Below are 17,114 nucleotides of genomic sequence, written 5' to 3' on the forward strand. Positions count from 1 at the left end.
CACATGGAGCTGACGAATACTAATCGATCGAGGACTTAACCAAAATGTTTGAAGCAATCAATGCGCCGTTTATCCAGTTTTGAAGGAATAAATCTTTCAATTAAATACAAAGTCTAGTGATGATGGCAAAGAGGTCACACCCGTTCCCATACCGAACACGGAAGTTAAGCTCTTTAGCGCCGATGGTAGTTGGGGGCTTCCCCCTGTGAGAGTAGGACGTCGCTAGGCACACAGTAGCCACTGAGAAATCAGTGGTTTTTTTATTATTATCTTAAAATCTTGAGGCTGCTTAACCAGTGTATAAGCAGCCTTTTATCTTCATAGCAGATGTTTTTTGTATCGAAATCGAACCGGACGCAATTTCTCCTTGGCGAAATTGATTATGCATTAAAATTCAAGGGCATTTCGAAGATTATTTATATAGGATTGACTAACTGGAAGTTCACTTCCATCCTTTAGAGTAACAATAAAATTGGAAGTGAGATCACGAGTCATTTTTTTTATAAAGTGAATATTAACAATATAGGATCTATGAATGCGAATAAAGAACGATGGTAGACGCATTTGAAGCTCTTTTAGTGTAATACTCGTTTTAAATTGTTCCCCCTCTACATAAAACCACGTTTTTTTCTGTAGGCTTTCAATATGTGAAATCTTATCAATTGCAACAGGATTCCATTCTTCTTCTTGTTTCCCCGTTAGAAATTGAAAGGGTTCTAAATTCTTTTTGCTAAAGGTTGAAGGCAATACCACAATAAGCGCTGCAGGTACATCTAATATGTGGATTGGATAGCCTATCCCATAATATGGTGTATCAAACAAGGAATTATCTAAAATGGCGTCTGTTCGCTTTCTTGTGCTTAATACCTGTTCTGCAATGCTACCATATTGTACTTGTTGACCTACCTCCAAGTTAATGTTTTGATGTCCAGAATGAAAATAAATATAAGATTTTTCGACAGCAATTGCAATGGATGAATCAGTTGGAATCCAGTCCTTTAACATTGAAACAAACTCTTGTGAAATATCTTTTGGAAAAGAATTAGACTCATTATTCATTGTGAATATCCCCCTTGTCTGTAAACAGTTTACCAAATTTCGTCGCTAAAAAAAGCGGTTTCATCGTTAAAATTTGGTCTTCTATCTAAAAATAGTGAAAATTCAGATACACTGTTATATATTAATTTACAACAAATAAACCTGTTATGGAACAGAGAAATAAAAAGTTTTTTAACAGAGTATATTGTACACAAAGGGGAAGGTGGAATTTCAATATGTCAACACGTCAAGAAAAAATCCAAGCATTAGAAAAACAATGGGTAGAGAACCCTCGTTGGGCAGGCATTGAACGTGCATATTCAGCTGAAGAGGTTATAAAGTTACAGGGCTCTGTTGTACTTGAACAAACTTTAGCAACTAAAGGTGCCGCTCGACTTTGGAAATCTTTACACGAAGAACCGTTTATTAATGCATTGGGTGCACTAACAGGTAATCAAGCTGTACAACAAGTAAAAGCAGGATTACAAGCAATCTACTTATCAGGATGGCAAGTAGCTGCTGATGCTAACCTTTCTGGTCAAATGTACCCTGACCAATCCTTATATCCAGCAAACTCTGTACCAGCAGTAGTTAAGCGTATTAACCAAGCTTTACAACGCGCAGACCAAATCGATCATGCTGAAGGACGTGTAGATCAATTTGATTGGTTCGCTCCAATCGTAGCAGATGCTGAAGCTGGCTTCGGTGGTCCACTAAATGTATTTGAACTTGTAAAAGGTATGATTGAAGCTGGAGCTGCTGGTGTTCACTTAGAAGACCAATTAGCTTCTGAGAAAAAGTGTGGTCACTTAGGTGGTAAAGTTTTACTTCCAACACAAAATGCTGTTCGTAATTTAATTGCTGCTCGTCTTGCAACAGACGTAATGGGTGTTGATACAATATTAATCGCTCGTACAGATGCTGATGCTGCTGATATGGTAACATCTGATATCGATCCTCGTGATGCTGAGTTTATTACTGGTGAACGTACTCCAGAAGGTTTCTTCCGTACAAAACCAGGTATCAAACAAGCAATTGCACGTGGTTTAGCTTACGCTCCATATGCAGATTTAATCTGGTGTGAAACGTCTAAACCATCACTTGAGGAAGCTCGTGAATTTGCAGCAGCTATTCATGCTAAATTCCCAGGTAAAATGCTCGCATATAACTGCTCACCTTCATTCAACTGGAAAGCGAACCTTTCAGAAGAAGAAATTGCTGAGTATCAACGCGAACTTGGCAAATTGGGTTACAAATTCCAATTCGTTACATTAGCTGGTTTCCACGCTTTGAACCACTCTATGTTCGAGCTAGCTCATGATTATAAAGATAATGGTATGGCTGCATACTCTAAGCTTCAGCAAGCTGAGTTTGCATCTGAATCGAAAGGCTACACAGCTACACGTCACCAACGTGAAGTAGGTACTGGATACTTTGATGAAGTATCTCAAGCTATCTCTGGTGGTACTTCTTCTACAACAGCTATGGCTGGGTCTACAGAAACTGAACAATTCGTTTAAGTTTAACTTCTTTCAGCAGAAGTCTCCCACCTCTATAGGTGGTGAGATGAATGCAATTTTAAGTCACTCTTCAGCGGGTGTCCAAACATTCGCTGAAAGAAGTCAAAGCCTCCGGCAGATGTCACGGAATCGGAAAGGAGTTCTTTGTGCATGCACAAAGCCGATTCCGGACGCAATTATGCCGAGGCATAATTGATGTAAAGTACGCGTAATCCTAAATTCATAATCATAGATCAGTCTCCTCCGCTCCTCCTAAGGCGGAGGATGACTAAATTTAAAAACGCAAAGGTGGGGGAAACAACTGATGGAACAAGCAACAACAGGTAAGCTTAAAATTGTTGGGGAACAAAACGAGCAAACAAAAGAAATCTTAACACCAGAAGCCCTTGAGTTTGTTCTTGCCCTGCACGAAAAATTTGATGCTCGTCGTAAAGAATTGTTAGCGGCACGTCAAGAACGTCAAAAGCGTCTTGATTCAGGTGAGAAGCTCGATTTCTTATCGGAAACAAAGCATATTCGTGAGGGAGATTGGACAATTGCACCACTTCCGGCAGATTTGCAGGACCGTCGTGTAGAAATCACAGGACCAGTTGACCGTAAAATGGTTATTAATGCTTTAAATTCTGGTGCAAAAATGTTTATGGCTTGCTTTGAGGATGCATCTTCTCCGACATGGGAAAACATGATTGGTGGTCAAATTAATATGCGTGATGCTCTTAATAAGACCATTGAATTTACACAGGCATCCAATGGTAAAACATATAAATTAAATGAAAAAACAGCTGTGTTATTAGTACGCCCACGTGGTCTTCATTTACTTGAAAAGCATGTATTAGTAGATGGCGAACCGATTTCTGGTAGTTTCTTTGATTTCGGTCTGTATTTGTTCCACAATGCTAAAAATGCATTATCAAAAGGAACTGGGCCATATTTCTACCTACCGAAGCTTGAAAGCCATTTAGAGGCGCGCTTATGGAACGATGTCTTTGTATTTGCACAAGATTATATTGGAATTCCACAAGGGTCAATCAAAGCTACTGTACTAATAGAAACAATTTTAGCTGCGTTTGAAATGGATGAAATTTTATATGAACTACGTGAGCATTCAGCTGGTCTGAATTGTGGACGTTGGGATTATATCTTTAGCTATATCAAGCGTCTACGTAATCAACCTGATGTCATTTTACCTGACCGCGGGCAAGTAACTATGACAGTACCATTTATGAAGGCTTATACGTCTCTATGTATTCAAACTTGTCATAAACGTAACGCACCTGCAATGGGTGGTATGGCAGCCCAAATTCCGGTTAAAGGGGATGACGAGGCGAATGCCGTGGCATTTGCAAAGGTTGCTGAAGATAAGCGTCGTGAGGCTACAGACGGCCATGATGGTACTTGGGTAGCGCATCCAGGCATGGTTGCAACGGCGATGGAACAGTTTGATGCGATTATGACAACACCAAACCAAATCCATAAAAAGCGCGAAGATGTAAATGTTGCAGCTGAAGATTTAGTAGCTGTTCCAGAAGGGACAATTACACTAGATGGTCTTCGTATTAACTGTAGTGTAGGAGTTCAATATATTGCTTCTTGGCTACGAGGTAATGGTGCAGCACCGATTAACAACTTGATGGAGGATGCTGCAACAGCAGAAATTTCTCGTACTCAAGTATGGCAATGGATTCGTCATCCGAAAGGTATTTTAGATGATGGACGTGGTATTACATTGGCATTTGTACTAGAGATCTTGGAGGAAGAGCTTGTGAAAATTAAAGAGGCTGTTGGGGAACAAGCTTATAACAGTGGTCGCTACGATGAAGCTGCTGAACTGTTTAAATCTTTAATTGAGCAGGATGAATTTGCCGAATTCTTGACGCTTCCAGGTTACGAAAAATTAGCTTAATTGAAGATAATCTACTAAACGAACATATCCAACTTTCCTAAATTATTGTGGACTGAACTCGAATGCAGTCCACCTATTCCGCTAACGTATGAGCGGGGTCTGTTCCCCCGTTCTTACCTTAGAAAATGAGCACAGTTTCAAAAATAGAAGGGGTCTACTTATACAAGTAAAGAGATTTAAAAGGGGTGAAAGATGTCTTGCGAGCTTAGATGGGGGGCTTGTAAGGCATCTTTTTATTTTAGAAAAAAGGCATTTAATAGTTAACACATTTTTGCCGTCGACACTTCGCTTTTGCGAGTAAAGGGTGTCCCAAATGACTTTTGTGACTCCCCTTTTTGCAATTATTTAACTACAGCAAGCACAAATCCATCATAGCCTTTATGACCGACTGTTTGTATAGCAGTAGATTCAATTCGAGATTCTTCCTTCAATAAATTCATAAAATGACGTACACCTTGCACCCGAGCATCTTCACTTTTCTCATCAACCACTGCACCATTGCGCACTACATTATCAGCGATAATCACTGCTCCTGAATTAGCCAATTCTAAAGCCAGTTTTAAATAATGTGGATTATTTGGCTTATCTGCATCAATAAAAATTAAATCGAACGGAGGGGCTAATTTTTTTAAGGTAGGCAAAGTATCCAATGCCTTTCCAACGATTATTTCAACTTTATTTTCACAACCTGCATTTTTAATATTTTCCTTAGCCACAGAAGCATACTCCGGATCAACCTCTAATGTGTATACTTTGCCTTCTTTTGGAAGTGCACGCGCCATCCAAATGCTACTATAACCACCAAGTGTTCCGATTTCTAAAATGGTTTTTGCACCTTTCATTTTAGCAAGTAAATATAATAGCTTACCTTGAGTTGGTGAGACATCTATTTCTGGAATACCAGCTGCTTTATTGGCCAGTAAAACAGCTTCAAGTTTTGTGTCTGTCGGTATTAATCTGTCCATAAAGTAATCATCTACATTTTCCCAAACTTTGAAATAAGTCATCATACTATCCCCGTTTCCACATTCTTTCTTGCAAGCTTGCATGTAAAGTGTATGATAGAATGAATCATAATAAAAATATATTATAATTATTAATTCATAACTTTAAGTTATGGAAATGAGGTGAAATCATGAATATTCATGGATTAAAGTTGTTTTATCAAGTTGCCACCACAGGTAGTTTCACTAGAGCGGCAGAGTTACTGTGTATTAGTCAGCCAGCAGTTTCAAGCCAAATAAAAAAATTTGAACACGAAATAGGTGTTCAGTTATTTAAGCAGCAGGGACGAGGGGTAGTATTAACTGAATTTGGGGAAGCCTTATTAGAAAAAGCAAAAAATCTTGTTACGCTTGAAGAACATATTGAATCATTTATTGAAGATTATCGTCTTGCTAAAGCAGGAACCATACATATAGTTGCAACTTACTTACCGGCTAACTTTCTAATTCCAAAATGGGCTGCTACCTTTAAAGGAGCAAATGAGGATGTCAATTTAGTTATTACAACTACCAATACTAAAGATGCCTTTGAGCAACTAATACAGTATAAAGCAGACATTGCTATTTATGGTGGTGGTATATTGGAAAGGCCTGAAGAAGTAGAGTGGGAGGAGTTGTTTGAGGATGAATTATGGTTTGTTGTCTCCACTAATCATCACTATGCAAATCAATCCATTTCACTTGCTGACATGACAAAGGAACCTTTTATTATGCGTGAGGAGGGGAGCTCAATGAGAGAGCATCTTTTTTCTTTATGTCGAACGTTTCAAGTAAAACCACCAAAAATCGCACTACAGTTCAATGGAATTAATGAAACAATCCGTTCAGTAATGGCTGGCTATGGTGCAAACTTTATATCGTCGCTAGCTGTTCGGGAGTATGTTGATAGTGGGCAATTGGCAAGAGTTTATGTAAAGGATGTTCATATTAAACATAAAATTGCTATTTGTACAAGAAAGAATGAAAAGCACAGCTTACTTGTTAAAAAATTTATTGAGACAGTTAAGAATTCTTTATAATTGTGAATGCCTAGAATCTTATCTTTATATGCATGAAGGGTGATTGTTTGTTATATTGTTTTTATAACAAATATGGAGATGATATCAATGTTTATTCAAATAGAGCCCCAATCCGACGTACCCATTTATGAACAGGTAACACGTCAAATTATTGAAGGTATTGCAAGGGGAGATATGAAGCCTGGTGATACCTTACCATCTGTACGAAATTTAGCAGCGGATTTAGGTGTTAATATGCACACTGTTAATAAGAGTTATCATGAGCTAGAGGAAAAGGGGATTATCACAATCCGAGCCAAATCAGGAGCTATTATTTGTTCGGAAGAAGAGCGCGCTCTAACTCCTGAACAATTACAGCAAATTGAAAAAAATTTAAAGCCGGTTGTGGCAGAAGGAATGGTGCTCGGCGCAACAGTGGAGCAGATTGAGCACATGATGAAAAAGGTATTCGCTGATCTGCAAATACCAGCAGAAGGAGTGTAGCAAAATGCTACTAGGCATTTTTACAACGATCTATATCATCACATTAGCTTTACAAGTGTTTGTTCCATTTATAGTACGGGAAACAATTATTTTTGGTGTTACTGTACCTGAGCAACACGTAAAACATCCTGCATTAGGTAATATGAAGAAGCATTATGCTCAAATTGTAGGAATTTTTGGTATTGCGTTTTTAATCATTATGATCGTCAGTTATTCTTATCTTGCACCATCAGAGTTCATGCAAGGTAATTTACTACTTGGATGCTTATTTGCGATGCTGGCAGTCAGTATGATGCTATATTGGATGAACCATCAAAAAGTATTAAAACTTAAAAAACAAGAGCAATGGGGTTTAAATATAAAACAAGTGCGTGCAATTGATTTAACGGCACGTAGCCGTGATGAAATGCTTCCTTGGCCATTTTATGTAGTACCTTTAGGTGGTACGGTGTTTGTGATTATCTTTACGTTGTTACATTATGACCAAATTCCGAATAGTATTGCTGTACACTGGGGGCCAAACGGAGAAGCAGATTCTTGGAGGAACAAAACATATTTTACTGCGATTTCACTGCCGCTTGTCATGCTGATGATGCAATGTATGATGTGGGGGATTGTAGATTCCATCAAACGTTCGGCTATCAGATTGGCAGTTAATCGTAAGGAAGAATCATTGGAAGACCAGCTGAAAAGTCGGAAATACATGAGCTGGAACATTATGTTAATAAGCTATGCGTTAACTATATTACTCACCGTGTTACAGTTAAGCAATATCTATCCTTCGATGATGGCAGGAAATAGATTGTTACCAGTATTTTTTTCATTTTTAATACTCATTCTTGGTTCATTAATTGTTTACGTATGGAAAAAACGTCGGCTAAGGGTAAGCTATGGGGAAAATATAATGTCAGAGGTAACGGATGTTGATGAGGATCGTTATTGGAAGGGTGGATTAATTTATATGAACCACCAAGATCCCTCCGTTTTTGTAGAGAAACGCTTTGGTGTTGGTTGGACGATGAATTTTGCCAATCCAAGGGGCTATATTGTCATTGTCTTACCGCTGCTTATATTGCTATTGATTTCTATTTTTTCATTATAAAATTCGAAATTCGCGACACTACTGCGAGGAGATTCGTTTCAATTGTTCTGCAATTCCCTTGTGGTAGTAAGCGAATTTTTTTGTATATTAAAAAAGTATCATATGTTAGATTTTAGATAGTTTAAGGGTAATTGGAGGATAGGGAGTATGAAAATTCTTGTTGTAGATGATGATGTGCATATTCTACAGTTAGTGAATATTTACCTTACAAGAGAGGGCTATCAGGTGTTACAGGCAGAAAGTGGACAACAGGCTCTACAATTACTTGAAGGAAATTTGCCAGACTTAGCTGTAGTCGATGTTATGATGCCTGGAATGGATGGTTTTACTCTCACTGAGACGTTGAGCCAGGATTACGATATTCCTGTATTATTATTAACCGCGAAGGGCGAGCTTGAAGATAAGGAACGTGGTTTTTTGGCAGGTTCAGATGACTATGTTGTAAAGCCTTTTGAACCTAAAGAGCTCCTCTTTCGCATAGCTGCAATATTACGTAGACTTGATAAGAAAAATCAAATAACGATTCAGGTCGGTAAGTTAGTCATTGACCGCCGAAGCTTTGAAGTTGTCATTGGGGAAGATACGCTGATAATGCCTTTAAAGGAATTTGAACTACTGGCATTACTAGCATCGCGGCCAAATCAGGTGTTTACACGTAGTTACATTATGGAGCAAGTATGGGGCTATGACTACGATGGAGATGAGCAAACTTTGAATACCCATGTGAAGCGGATACGTGAACGGTTGCATCGGTATAAAACTGATACTGAGATTAGAACGGTTCGTGGTGTTGGCTATAAGCTTGAGGTTGTTGCATCATGAAAACGTTATATAGTAAGTTCGTTGTCACGACTATGCTCGTTATGATTGGCAGCTTATGTATTGGTTTTTTCGCGACTAATACTTATTATCATCAAGTCATAAAGGAAAAAAATGATACTAAAAATGTTACTATTGCGAAGGATATTGTGAAATATATTGAGACAGCAAAGCCTGACGATTTAGATAATTACTTAACAACTCTTGGCGAAATTGGCTATCAAATTTATGTTACAACTGGTGATAAAGGGAATTTTTACGGTGGTGAATATCGTGATAAAACATTATCATCCGATACTATCGGTCGTGTTCTAGATGGAGCAATTTATCATGGTATGCGAGACTTTCCAAAAGAAACATTTGTAACAGGCTTTTTTGCGAATGAGCTCATTAATACGATAGGTGTGCCATTTACATTTGAAAATAAGCCTTATGCCCTGTTCATAAGGCCTGATATTCGCCTGTTATTCTCTGAGGTGCATACGATTCTAGCTGGACTTATTATTGTGATGGCGGTGCTTAGTTTATTAGCGATGCTACTATTTGCTAAAGCCCTAATTCGCCCCATTACACAACTAACAGAGGCCACACATCAGCTTGCACATGAAAAATTTGATACGTTACTAGATATTGAGCGTGCAGACGAGATTGGACAATTAGCAATGAGCTTTAATGTGATGACGGGAAAATTACAGGAAAATGATCGAATGCGTAAAGAGTTTATTAGTAATGTATCACATGATTTCCAGTCACCGTTGTTGAATATTCAAGGCTATGTAGATTTGCTAAAGAACCCCTTGCTGAACGACAAAGAGAGGCAGGAGTACACAACTATAATTGAACTAGAAACAAAGCGTCTGTCGACATTAACTAAGCAATTGCTTTTATTGACGTCGCTAGATCAATCTACAAGGCTGTTAAAACGTGAACCTTATCGTTTAGATGAGCAGCTGAAGGAAACGGTAAGAAAATACCGCTGGCAGCTTGAAGAGGCAAATGTGCAATTAACGTATCAGCTAGAGTCAGTAACCTATGATGGTGATGCAGGGTTATTACAAAATGTTTGGGATAATTTAATGACGAATGCCATTAAATATAATGTCGAGGGTGGAGAAGTTCAAATTCATTTGCAGGAGCAACCAACTTCAGTTGAAGTACTCGTCAAGGATAGTGGAATAGGAATGACTACTGATCAATTACAAAAGGTATATGATCGCTTTTATCGCGTCGATGCCTCCAGAACAAAGCAAGGAACTGGGCTTGGACTAGCTATCGTCAAACAAATTACTGAGCTACATGGGGGAACGGTTCAAATGGAAAGTGCGATTAATTCTGGAACGAAGGTTCATATCCACTTACCCAAATTGTAATGAGGAGTTCATGTAAAGTTCATATTCACACGATAGACTGCTGATTAAGTTGAAAAAGCTTAGGAGGAATTATCGTATGGAACAAAAATGGAGTTTACGTCTTATTCGTCTGGCTGCAATTTTTGCCTTATTTGGTACGTATCTAGGCTCACATATGTCTGGTTCAGGTGGTTATGAATACAGACCGATACATGCACACGTGTTACTTGTTGGGTGGTTAAGTATGTTTGCATGGGGTATTTTTTATCGTGCTTTCAAAGTGAAATCACAAAAATTAGTGGCCGCACATAGCTGGACAGCCATTCTTGGCGTTTTTGGCTTAACACTAGGCATGTGGTTCTATAATTTAAATCCATTTAATTTTAACAGCACGTTTACATTAATCTTCTTTATCGTAGGTGGAACAACATTACTAATTAGCTTCGCATTATTTATCGTTGTGACATTTATGATAAATCAAAAAGAAGAAATGAAAAATTAACAACAATACCGTGTCACTTTTATTAGGAGCTGACACGGTATTGTTAGGGGAAATAACTAATGTATATTTTCAAGAGACTTCTTAAGCCACTTTGTTGCCTCGTTATAATCTTGCGCAACACCGTGTCCTTTTTTGTAAAGCATACCTAGCTGGAATTGAGCCTTTTGGTGCCCTTGGTATGCTGCAAGTCGATACAATTGGGCTGCCTTCGAAAAGTCCTTCGGTACCCCTTGACCATGACTATGCATTTGAGCTAATTGGTATTGTGCTTTGGCGTGACCCTTTGCAGCAGCCTGTTCAATCCATTTTGCTGCTTCTGTATAGTCCTGCTCAACACCTTTTCCTTTATCAAATAAATTACCAAGCTGATATTGAGCGCCTGAATGTCCTTGGATGGCTGCTAATCGATAGCAGCGTCTTGCCTCTTCTAAGTTCTGATTGATACCTAATCCTTGCTCATATAATAACCCCAATTGATACTCAGCATTTATATGGGACTGATCAGTTGCGGCCCTCCACCATTTAGCAGCTTCTGCATAATTTAATGAGACTCCAGCTCCAGTTGTAAATAATAATCCGAGCTCATATTGAGCATCAGCATAGCCCTTTTCAGCAGCCGCAGTAAAGTATGGTAAGGCCTTGTCAGGTTGCTGAAGTTGGTATGCGTAGATGCGCCCAAGCTCGAAGCCTGCACTTATATGTCCATTGCTAGCAGCCAGCTGTAACCATTTTTCTGCTAAAGCTATGTCATCTTCTTTTTCATATAGTACGCCGAGACAGTATTGAGCATTTACATGCCCTTTATGTGCAGCGAGCTTAAACCATTTTATTGCCTCTTTACAATCTTGAGGTATACCTTGTCCAGTGTTATACAGCATTGCCAATTGAAACTCTGCATTTGTATGGTCTTGAAGCGCAGCCAAGTGGAACCATCTTGTAGCTTCCTCAAAATTTTGCGAGATGCCACGACCTTTAAGATACATATAACCAAGATTATACTGAGCACTTGCATCACCTGCTAATGCTGCCATTTCAAAATAGGCTATAGCCTCCTCATAGCTTTGCTCAACACCTGTTCCGTTATGATAAAGGAAGCCGAGATTATTTTGAGCACTTGTATTCCCTTGATTGGCCGCTAAAATATACCACTTTGCTGCCTCGGCAAAATTCAGTGACATACCAAGCCCTTGATTATATAGAACACCTAAATGATATTGTGCATCTGCATATCCTAAATCTGCAGCTGCTTTATAATAACGAGCGGCTTCTTTATAATTTTGTTCAACACCATGTCCTAAATGATAGAGTACACCTAAGCTATAGAGTGCATTTGCATCATCTTGTGCAGCAGCTCGTTCATACCACATTTTTGCAACTGCATAATCTTTCTTTACACCATGACCCTGATTATAAAGAACGGCTAAATTATATTGAGCACTTGCATTTCCTTGTTTTGCGGCAATTTCAAACCAGCTTGCAGCATTTTTATAAGCCTCTGTTGATTGATTATTAGGATGTAGCATATTTATTTCAAAAGCTGAAGTTATATCTTCTAAGCTAGAGCCCGGGCGTGTCAATTGAGCCTTGAAATTTCGGTCATATCGTTTAATAAACCATTCTACAATATCACTAATATAATCAAGGACAATTTTTGCAGCTTTTGCTTCAATAATTTCATTATTATTATGACTAGTCATTTTGTTAACAAGATTCATTAATAAATAAATGCGACGTGGATGAATTTTTGCAACAAAGTTTCGATTATTAAGTAGAGAACGAATATTTTTTAGCTTAGGTTCTGTATGCATTTCTAGCTTATATATTTCATATAAAATTTCCTCTAGTACAAGAAGAGACCTTTGTAGCGATACAGCTGGTTTTGAAATGGCGAGCGAACTAGCATCCTGTAAATTCTTAGCTAACTTTATAAAGGATAGAGCTTTTAATTTCTTACATTGCTCTTGTAGGATTTCAAATTGTATGACGATAGTTCTCACTCCTTTCACAAAAATCCTCTTTTTTCATATATCGGGAAAATATTAGTATTATTGATATGTTTAATTGGATTCATCAGTTGAATTGTCCACGTTACATGATACTATTTGATATAAGGGAATGCGTGTATGTCGAAGTAGATTTTAGACGTGCAAGAAAAATAAATGCACTATAAGTATCATGTATCTGCCTAAGTTTCATTTTATAGTCATCCGGAGGATAGAATTAATGAAAAATATTGCAGCAATCATTCCAGCATTTAATCCACAACAATCACTTATAACCTATGTACATCAATTATTAGCGACTACTATTACTCAAATTATTATTGTCAATGATGGTAGTGATCAAAAATATGCAGGGATTTTTGAAGAACTAAAGAAAATTGACAGCTGCCGAGTGTTAGAGCATGACCACAATATTGGAAAGGGTGCTTCACTAAAAACAGCTTTTTCCTATATATGGGCACAAAAGGGGTTGCTTCAGGGTGTGATTACAGTAGGTGCCCACAGTCAGCATACATTACAAGATGTAAAGTTGGTTTTAACGATGACAAAAGTATTTTCTGAAGGAATTGTGCTAGGTGTTCGTAATTTTCATTCTTCTGACAGCACGTTTTTTTCATACTGGGGTAATCGAGCGACAAGCTTGTTCTTTGAGCTTCTTTATCATAGAAAGTTAATGGATACTCAAACAGGCTTACGGTTTATTTCTATAAATGAATTACCATGGCTGATGAAGGTAAAAGGTGAACGATTTGACTATGATACAAATATGCTAGTGGTTGCACTCAAAAAAAAGTGTCCAATTTTTGAAGTAGAGATTGGTCAGTTGCGCATAAAGAAAAACACAATTTTACAGTATGATGAAATAACAAATGCAAGTACAATTATTGCTAAAATGCTTATGAATTATTTAAAACCGAGAAAAAATAATAAATAGGTTGATTTTTAAATTAATGTGCTAGGATAAAGAGTAATATTTACTCAAGACGTAGCGAGTATGAAAAGAAGGAGCAATGATGATGGAATATACAGATCAAGTGAAAAATCGTGTAAAACGGATGGAAGGCCAGCTACGTGGTATTTTAAAAATGATGGAGGAAGAAAAGGATTGCAAGGCAGTCATTACACAATTATCTGCAGTACGTTCAGCAGTAGATCGTACAGTTGGTGTAATAGTGAGTACTAATCTTCTGGAATGTGTACAAAATGCTGAAGGTGACGGCGAGAAAATGAACGAAGCTATTCAAGAAGCAGTCAATTTAGTAGTAAAAAGTCGTTAAAATAAAGAGCAGCCTCCCGCGAGAATGGGTATTAATATATTAGAAAAAAACTCACTTAAGGTGAGTCTTTTATTTTTTACAATAATATAGTTTAATTCGCCAATAATTCGGTGGTTTTAGGAAATTAAACCTATGTGTTTGCTATTGGATTTTTGGTTAAAAGTAATAGTTAGTGAACTTGTACGATAGATTTATAGTTACTTCCTTGTTATTCTAGTTATAAGAATATACCATAAATGGGAAGGTGATTTTTATGAAAAAATGGTTGATAAGTAGTGCCGTACTACTGATGATAAGCCCAACAGCAGCCTATGCTCAGAATACAGAGGCCCATTCAGTAAATACTTCCCCAGTGATTGCTTATAATGTAGTAGCTAGTACCAAAGTAACAACTTGGGATCAAATCACAACAGAAATCGTAAAACAATTAAATAATTTTTCGACAGAAATTAACATTACATATAGTGGTTCAATGACTGATTTCGATAAAAAGTTTAAGGATGCTTTTGAAAAAGCACAGCAACAAGCAGTCTATGCAAGTGGTCATTTGGAAAGTACCGCTATGTCTGCAGATTCAACAGGCAATGTAACATATAAAACAAAATATTTCACTAACCAAACACAAGAATCTGCTGTACAAAAGAAAATTGATCAAGTACTAAAAACAATTATTAAGCCCTCGATGACTGAGTTTGAAAAAGTAAAAGTGATAAATGATTATATTGTGTCAAATGCCACATATGGCACTAAAACAAAAGCTAGTCCTCATAGTGCATATGCATTGTTAATGGAAGGACAAGCTGTCTGTCAGGGCTACGCATTAACTGCCTATAAAATGTTGGAACAAGCCGGAGTCGACACAAAGTATGTAGTGGGCTATGTTAATGGTAATGAGGAACATGCATGGAATTTAGTGAAGGTTAGTGGCAAATGGTATCATTTAGATACAACATGGAATGATCCATTACCAAATCGTGTTGGTGCCTCTTCATATGATTATTTTTTAGTAACGGATGAACAGCTAAAGAAAGACCATAAGTGGAAAGCTCCTGATTATCCTGCTGCAACAAGTACAATGTATAGCTATATGCAAAATGTTCATTTTGCCTATCAAGTTAATAATACGCTGTACTTTAGTAATACAGCAGATAACGATAAATTGTATAAGCTTGACCTAGCAAGTAGCAAGAAAACAAAGGTTATTGATAAACGTGCTTTATATATAACAGGAGCAGATAATATATTGTATTTCAGCGATTACAGTAACAGTGGATACTTAACAAAACTAAATCTTAAGACATTAGAGACTGAAGTACTTGTCAAACAATCAGTTTCTGATTTAAAGATAAGTGATAACTATTTAATTTATAACATTAAGGCAAAAGAACAGAAGCTTAAAATAAACTAAGCTCCAGTGTCGCTGTTATTTACTAAGAGATAATGGGAGTAGGAGACTTCCGTGAGAAATGAGCGACGAAGAGGTTCGAACTCACTCATAGGAGGATCTACCCAAAGTATAGTGTATAACCACAATTTTACAAAGTTACCTTTATCTTTTTTTATAAAATATAAGCACAAAAGGACTTCTGAGTAAGTTCTTTGTGCTTTTTTTGTATATAATGAAAATAGGAATACGGTTGGAGGTGAGGATTTTGTGGAAAAAATTAGCTATTATCGTAATTATCGTTATTTTTATTGACCCAATCTATTCAGCTGGTAAAGCAGTTGTACAACAGGTGATCACTTGGGCAAATAATGATGAAATAGAAACGATGCTTCTCTCAACAAAGGAAAAAATCATAGATGTCACTGCTAAACTTTCAGAGAATGCCTCAATTGAAACAGCTACACCTATAGAAGAAGACCCAGAAGGAAATATAGCCGTTACAGCACCTACTTCCGAAAAACCTGAATCGAAGATAGTTGTATCGAATGCAAAGGAAATGGCTGATGCGATGTATGCGTACTACAGTAGTTTTTCACCTACATTTCAAATACAATATCAAGGCAATACGCAAAAAATTGAACAAATCGTGAAAGAAGCCTATGAAAATGCTATAAAACGGGATGATTATGTATATGGGCATATTAGTAAACACTCAATTCGTTTTGAATATGGGAGAAAAACAGCTACAATCTTTGGCGAGCAAAGTTATTTAATGACACCAGAGCAGGCAGCATATGTCGAAATGAATGTTCAAGAGATTGTGGCCTCTATTAATAAAAATGCATTAAATGATGTAGAAAAAGTTAGGGCTATCAATGATTATATCGTTGCCAACACCGCCTATACAGATCAAACTAATTCAAGTCCGCATAGCGCATATACAGTTCTTTCAGAGCATGGTGGGGTTTGTCAGGGCTATGCATTGTTGGCTCACTCTATGTTACAAAAGCTAGGTATAGAAACAAAATATATAGTAGGTTATGTTGGACAAGAAGGACATGCATGGAACTTAGTAAAGCTAGGTGGTCAATGGTATCACCTCGATACTACATGGAATGATCCAGTACCAGATCGTAAAGGTGCAGTACGATATCAATATTTTTTAGTGGATGATCAAACGATGGCAAAAGATCATACGTGGATTGCTGGGGATTACCCGCAAGCAAGAAGTACCGTGTATAACTACTTTCATGATATAGATTTCCCTACACAAGTTGGGCAGCAAATATTTTATAGCAGTATTTCTGATAATAATAAATTGTACGTCCTTGATTTGAAGACAGGTAAATCGAAGCTCGTTTCGAGGTCACGAGCACAATACATTGTATACGCAGACGGTTGGCTATATTTTAGCAATTATTCGCAAGGTGCATATTTAACAAAAATTCGCCCTAATGGAAGCGGAGAACAAATCTTAAATAGGGAAGATACGAAGGACTTATTTGTGAAGGATGGCTATTTATATTTTACGACAAATGAACTGAAAAAAATGGCTCTTTAACTTCTGTATCTGGCGCTGTCGCTATACTTTCGCGTAGTTAAACATTTGGTTGCTGTCGCTACGCTTTCGCAAAGTAAAGATTTGCCGCTGTCGCATAGTAAAGATTCGCTGAATGAAGATAAAAAAATAATCCTGAATGAACAAAAG

The 17,114-nt window shown here is 37.4% G+C and carries 15 protein-coding genes and 1 rRNA gene; 13 read left to right on the forward strand and 3 right to left on the reverse strand.

What is annotated here, in order from left to right; translation table 11 throughout:
* Positions 1-112 precede the first annotated feature (112 nt).
* A 5S ribosomal RNA gene (rrf, locus tag ACIQXF_RS15390) occupies positions 113-228 on the forward strand.
* A gap of 159 nt (positions 229-387) precedes the next feature.
* Here rrf and ACIQXF_RS15395 read toward each other — a convergent pair.
* Positions 388-1,059, reverse strand: coding sequence for a LytTR family DNA-binding domain-containing protein (locus ACIQXF_RS15395; protein ID WP_402784214.1), 672 nt, complete (start codon positions 1,057-1,059; stop codon positions 388-390).
* Between the two features lie 215 nt (positions 1,060-1,274).
* Between ACIQXF_RS15395 and aceA the strand changes: the two genes are divergently transcribed.
* Positions 1,275-2,558 carry an isocitrate lyase gene (gene aceA, locus ACIQXF_RS15400; RefSeq protein WP_402784216.1) on the forward strand — a complete coding sequence of 428 codons (1,284 nt, stop codon included), beginning with the start codon at positions 1,275-1,277 and terminating at the stop codon, positions 2,556-2,558.
* A 304-nt stretch (positions 2,559-2,862) separates the two neighbouring features.
* On the forward strand, positions 2,863-4,461 hold the full coding sequence (gene aceB, locus ACIQXF_RS15405; protein WP_402784218.1) for a malate synthase A: 1,599 nt from the start codon (positions 2,863-2,865) through the stop codon (positions 4,459-4,461).
* A gap of 341 nt (positions 4,462-4,802) precedes the next feature.
* Here aceB and ACIQXF_RS15410 read toward each other — a convergent pair whose 3' ends face one another.
* The gene (locus ACIQXF_RS15410; RefSeq protein WP_402784331.1) at positions 4,803-5,468 is read right to left on the reverse strand and encodes an O-methyltransferase; all 666 of its coding nucleotides are present in this window, start codon (positions 5,466-5,468) and stop codon (positions 4,803-4,805) included.
* 128 nt (positions 5,469-5,596) lie between these two features.
* Here ACIQXF_RS15410 and ACIQXF_RS15415 point away from each other — a divergent pair, with 128 nt between their 5' ends.
* The 6 genes from ACIQXF_RS15415 to ACIQXF_RS15440 all read left to right on the forward strand — a co-directional run bounded on the left by ACIQXF_RS15415 (position 5,597) and on the right by ACIQXF_RS15440 (position 10,739).
* A complete protein-coding gene (locus tag ACIQXF_RS15415; RefSeq protein WP_402784220.1) occupies positions 5,597-6,484 on the forward strand; it encodes a LysR family transcriptional regulator in 888 nt (295 codons plus the stop codon).
* Positions 6,485-6,571: 87 nt separating this feature from the next.
* Positions 6,572-6,967, forward strand: a complete 396-nt coding sequence (locus tag ACIQXF_RS15420; protein WP_402784222.1) for a GntR family transcriptional regulator — start codon at positions 6,572-6,574, stop codon at positions 6,965-6,967.
* Between the two features lie 4 nt (positions 6,968-6,971).
* On the forward strand, positions 6,972-8,069 hold the full coding sequence (locus ACIQXF_RS15425) for a DUF1648 domain-containing protein (protein ID WP_402784224.1): 1,098 nt from the start codon (positions 6,972-6,974) through the stop codon (positions 8,067-8,069).
* A gap of 147 nt (positions 8,070-8,216) precedes the next feature.
* Complete coding sequence (locus ACIQXF_RS15430) at positions 8,217-8,891, forward strand: response regulator transcription factor (RefSeq protein WP_402784225.1); 675 nt, start codon at positions 8,217-8,219, stop codon at positions 8,889-8,891.
* Positions 8,888-10,258 carry a sensor histidine kinase gene (locus ACIQXF_RS15435; protein ID WP_402784227.1) on the forward strand — a complete coding sequence of 457 codons (1,371 nt, stop codon included), beginning with the start codon at positions 8,888-8,890 and terminating at the stop codon, positions 10,256-10,258. Before ACIQXF_RS15430 ends, ACIQXF_RS15435 begins: the two co-directional genes overlap by 4 nt.
* A 76-nt stretch (positions 10,259-10,334) precedes the next feature.
* Positions 10,335-10,739, forward strand: coding sequence for a hypothetical protein (locus tag ACIQXF_RS15440; protein WP_402784229.1), 405 nt, complete (start codon positions 10,335-10,337; stop codon positions 10,737-10,739).
* Positions 10,740-10,795: 56 nt separating this feature from the next.
* On the opposite strand, the gene ACIQXF_RS15445 is transcribed toward ACIQXF_RS15440, so the two are convergent.
* Positions 10,796-12,745, reverse strand: coding sequence for an SEL1-like repeat protein (locus ACIQXF_RS15445; RefSeq protein WP_402784231.1), 1,950 nt, complete (start codon positions 12,743-12,745; stop codon positions 10,796-10,798).
* 217 nt (positions 12,746-12,962) lie between these two features.
* On the opposite strand from ACIQXF_RS15445, the gene ACIQXF_RS15450 reads away from it, so the two are divergent.
* The 4 genes from ACIQXF_RS15450 (at position 12,963) to ACIQXF_RS15465 (ending at position 16,967) form a co-directional block, all read left to right on the forward strand.
* Positions 12,963-13,676: a glycosyltransferase family 2 protein gene (locus ACIQXF_RS15450; protein ID WP_402784233.1), complete on the forward strand. Its 714-nt coding sequence runs from the start codon at positions 12,963-12,965 to the stop codon at positions 13,674-13,676.
* 82 nt (positions 13,677-13,758) lie between these two features.
* Positions 13,759-14,019 (forward strand): metal-sensitive transcriptional regulator, encoded by a 261-nt coding sequence (locus ACIQXF_RS15455; RefSeq protein ID WP_402784333.1) that lies wholly within the window; start codon positions 13,759-13,761, stop codon positions 14,017-14,019.
* A 253-nt stretch (positions 14,020-14,272) separates the two neighbouring features.
* On the forward strand, positions 14,273-15,427 hold the full coding sequence (locus ACIQXF_RS15460) for a transglutaminase domain-containing protein (protein WP_402784234.1): 1,155 nt from the start codon (positions 14,273-14,275) through the stop codon (positions 15,425-15,427).
* 235 nt (positions 15,428-15,662) lie between these two features.
* Positions 15,663-16,967: a transglutaminase domain-containing protein gene (locus ACIQXF_RS15465; protein ID WP_402784236.1), complete on the forward strand. Its 1,305-nt coding sequence runs from the start codon at positions 15,663-15,665 to the stop codon at positions 16,965-16,967.
* The last annotated feature ends 147 nt before the right edge of the window (positions 16,968-17,114 follow it).

This window comes from Lysinibacillus sp. NPDC097231 (assembly GCF_044761885.1).
Classification (GTDB): Bacteria; Bacillota; Bacilli; order Bacillales_A; family Planococcaceae; genus Lysinibacillus.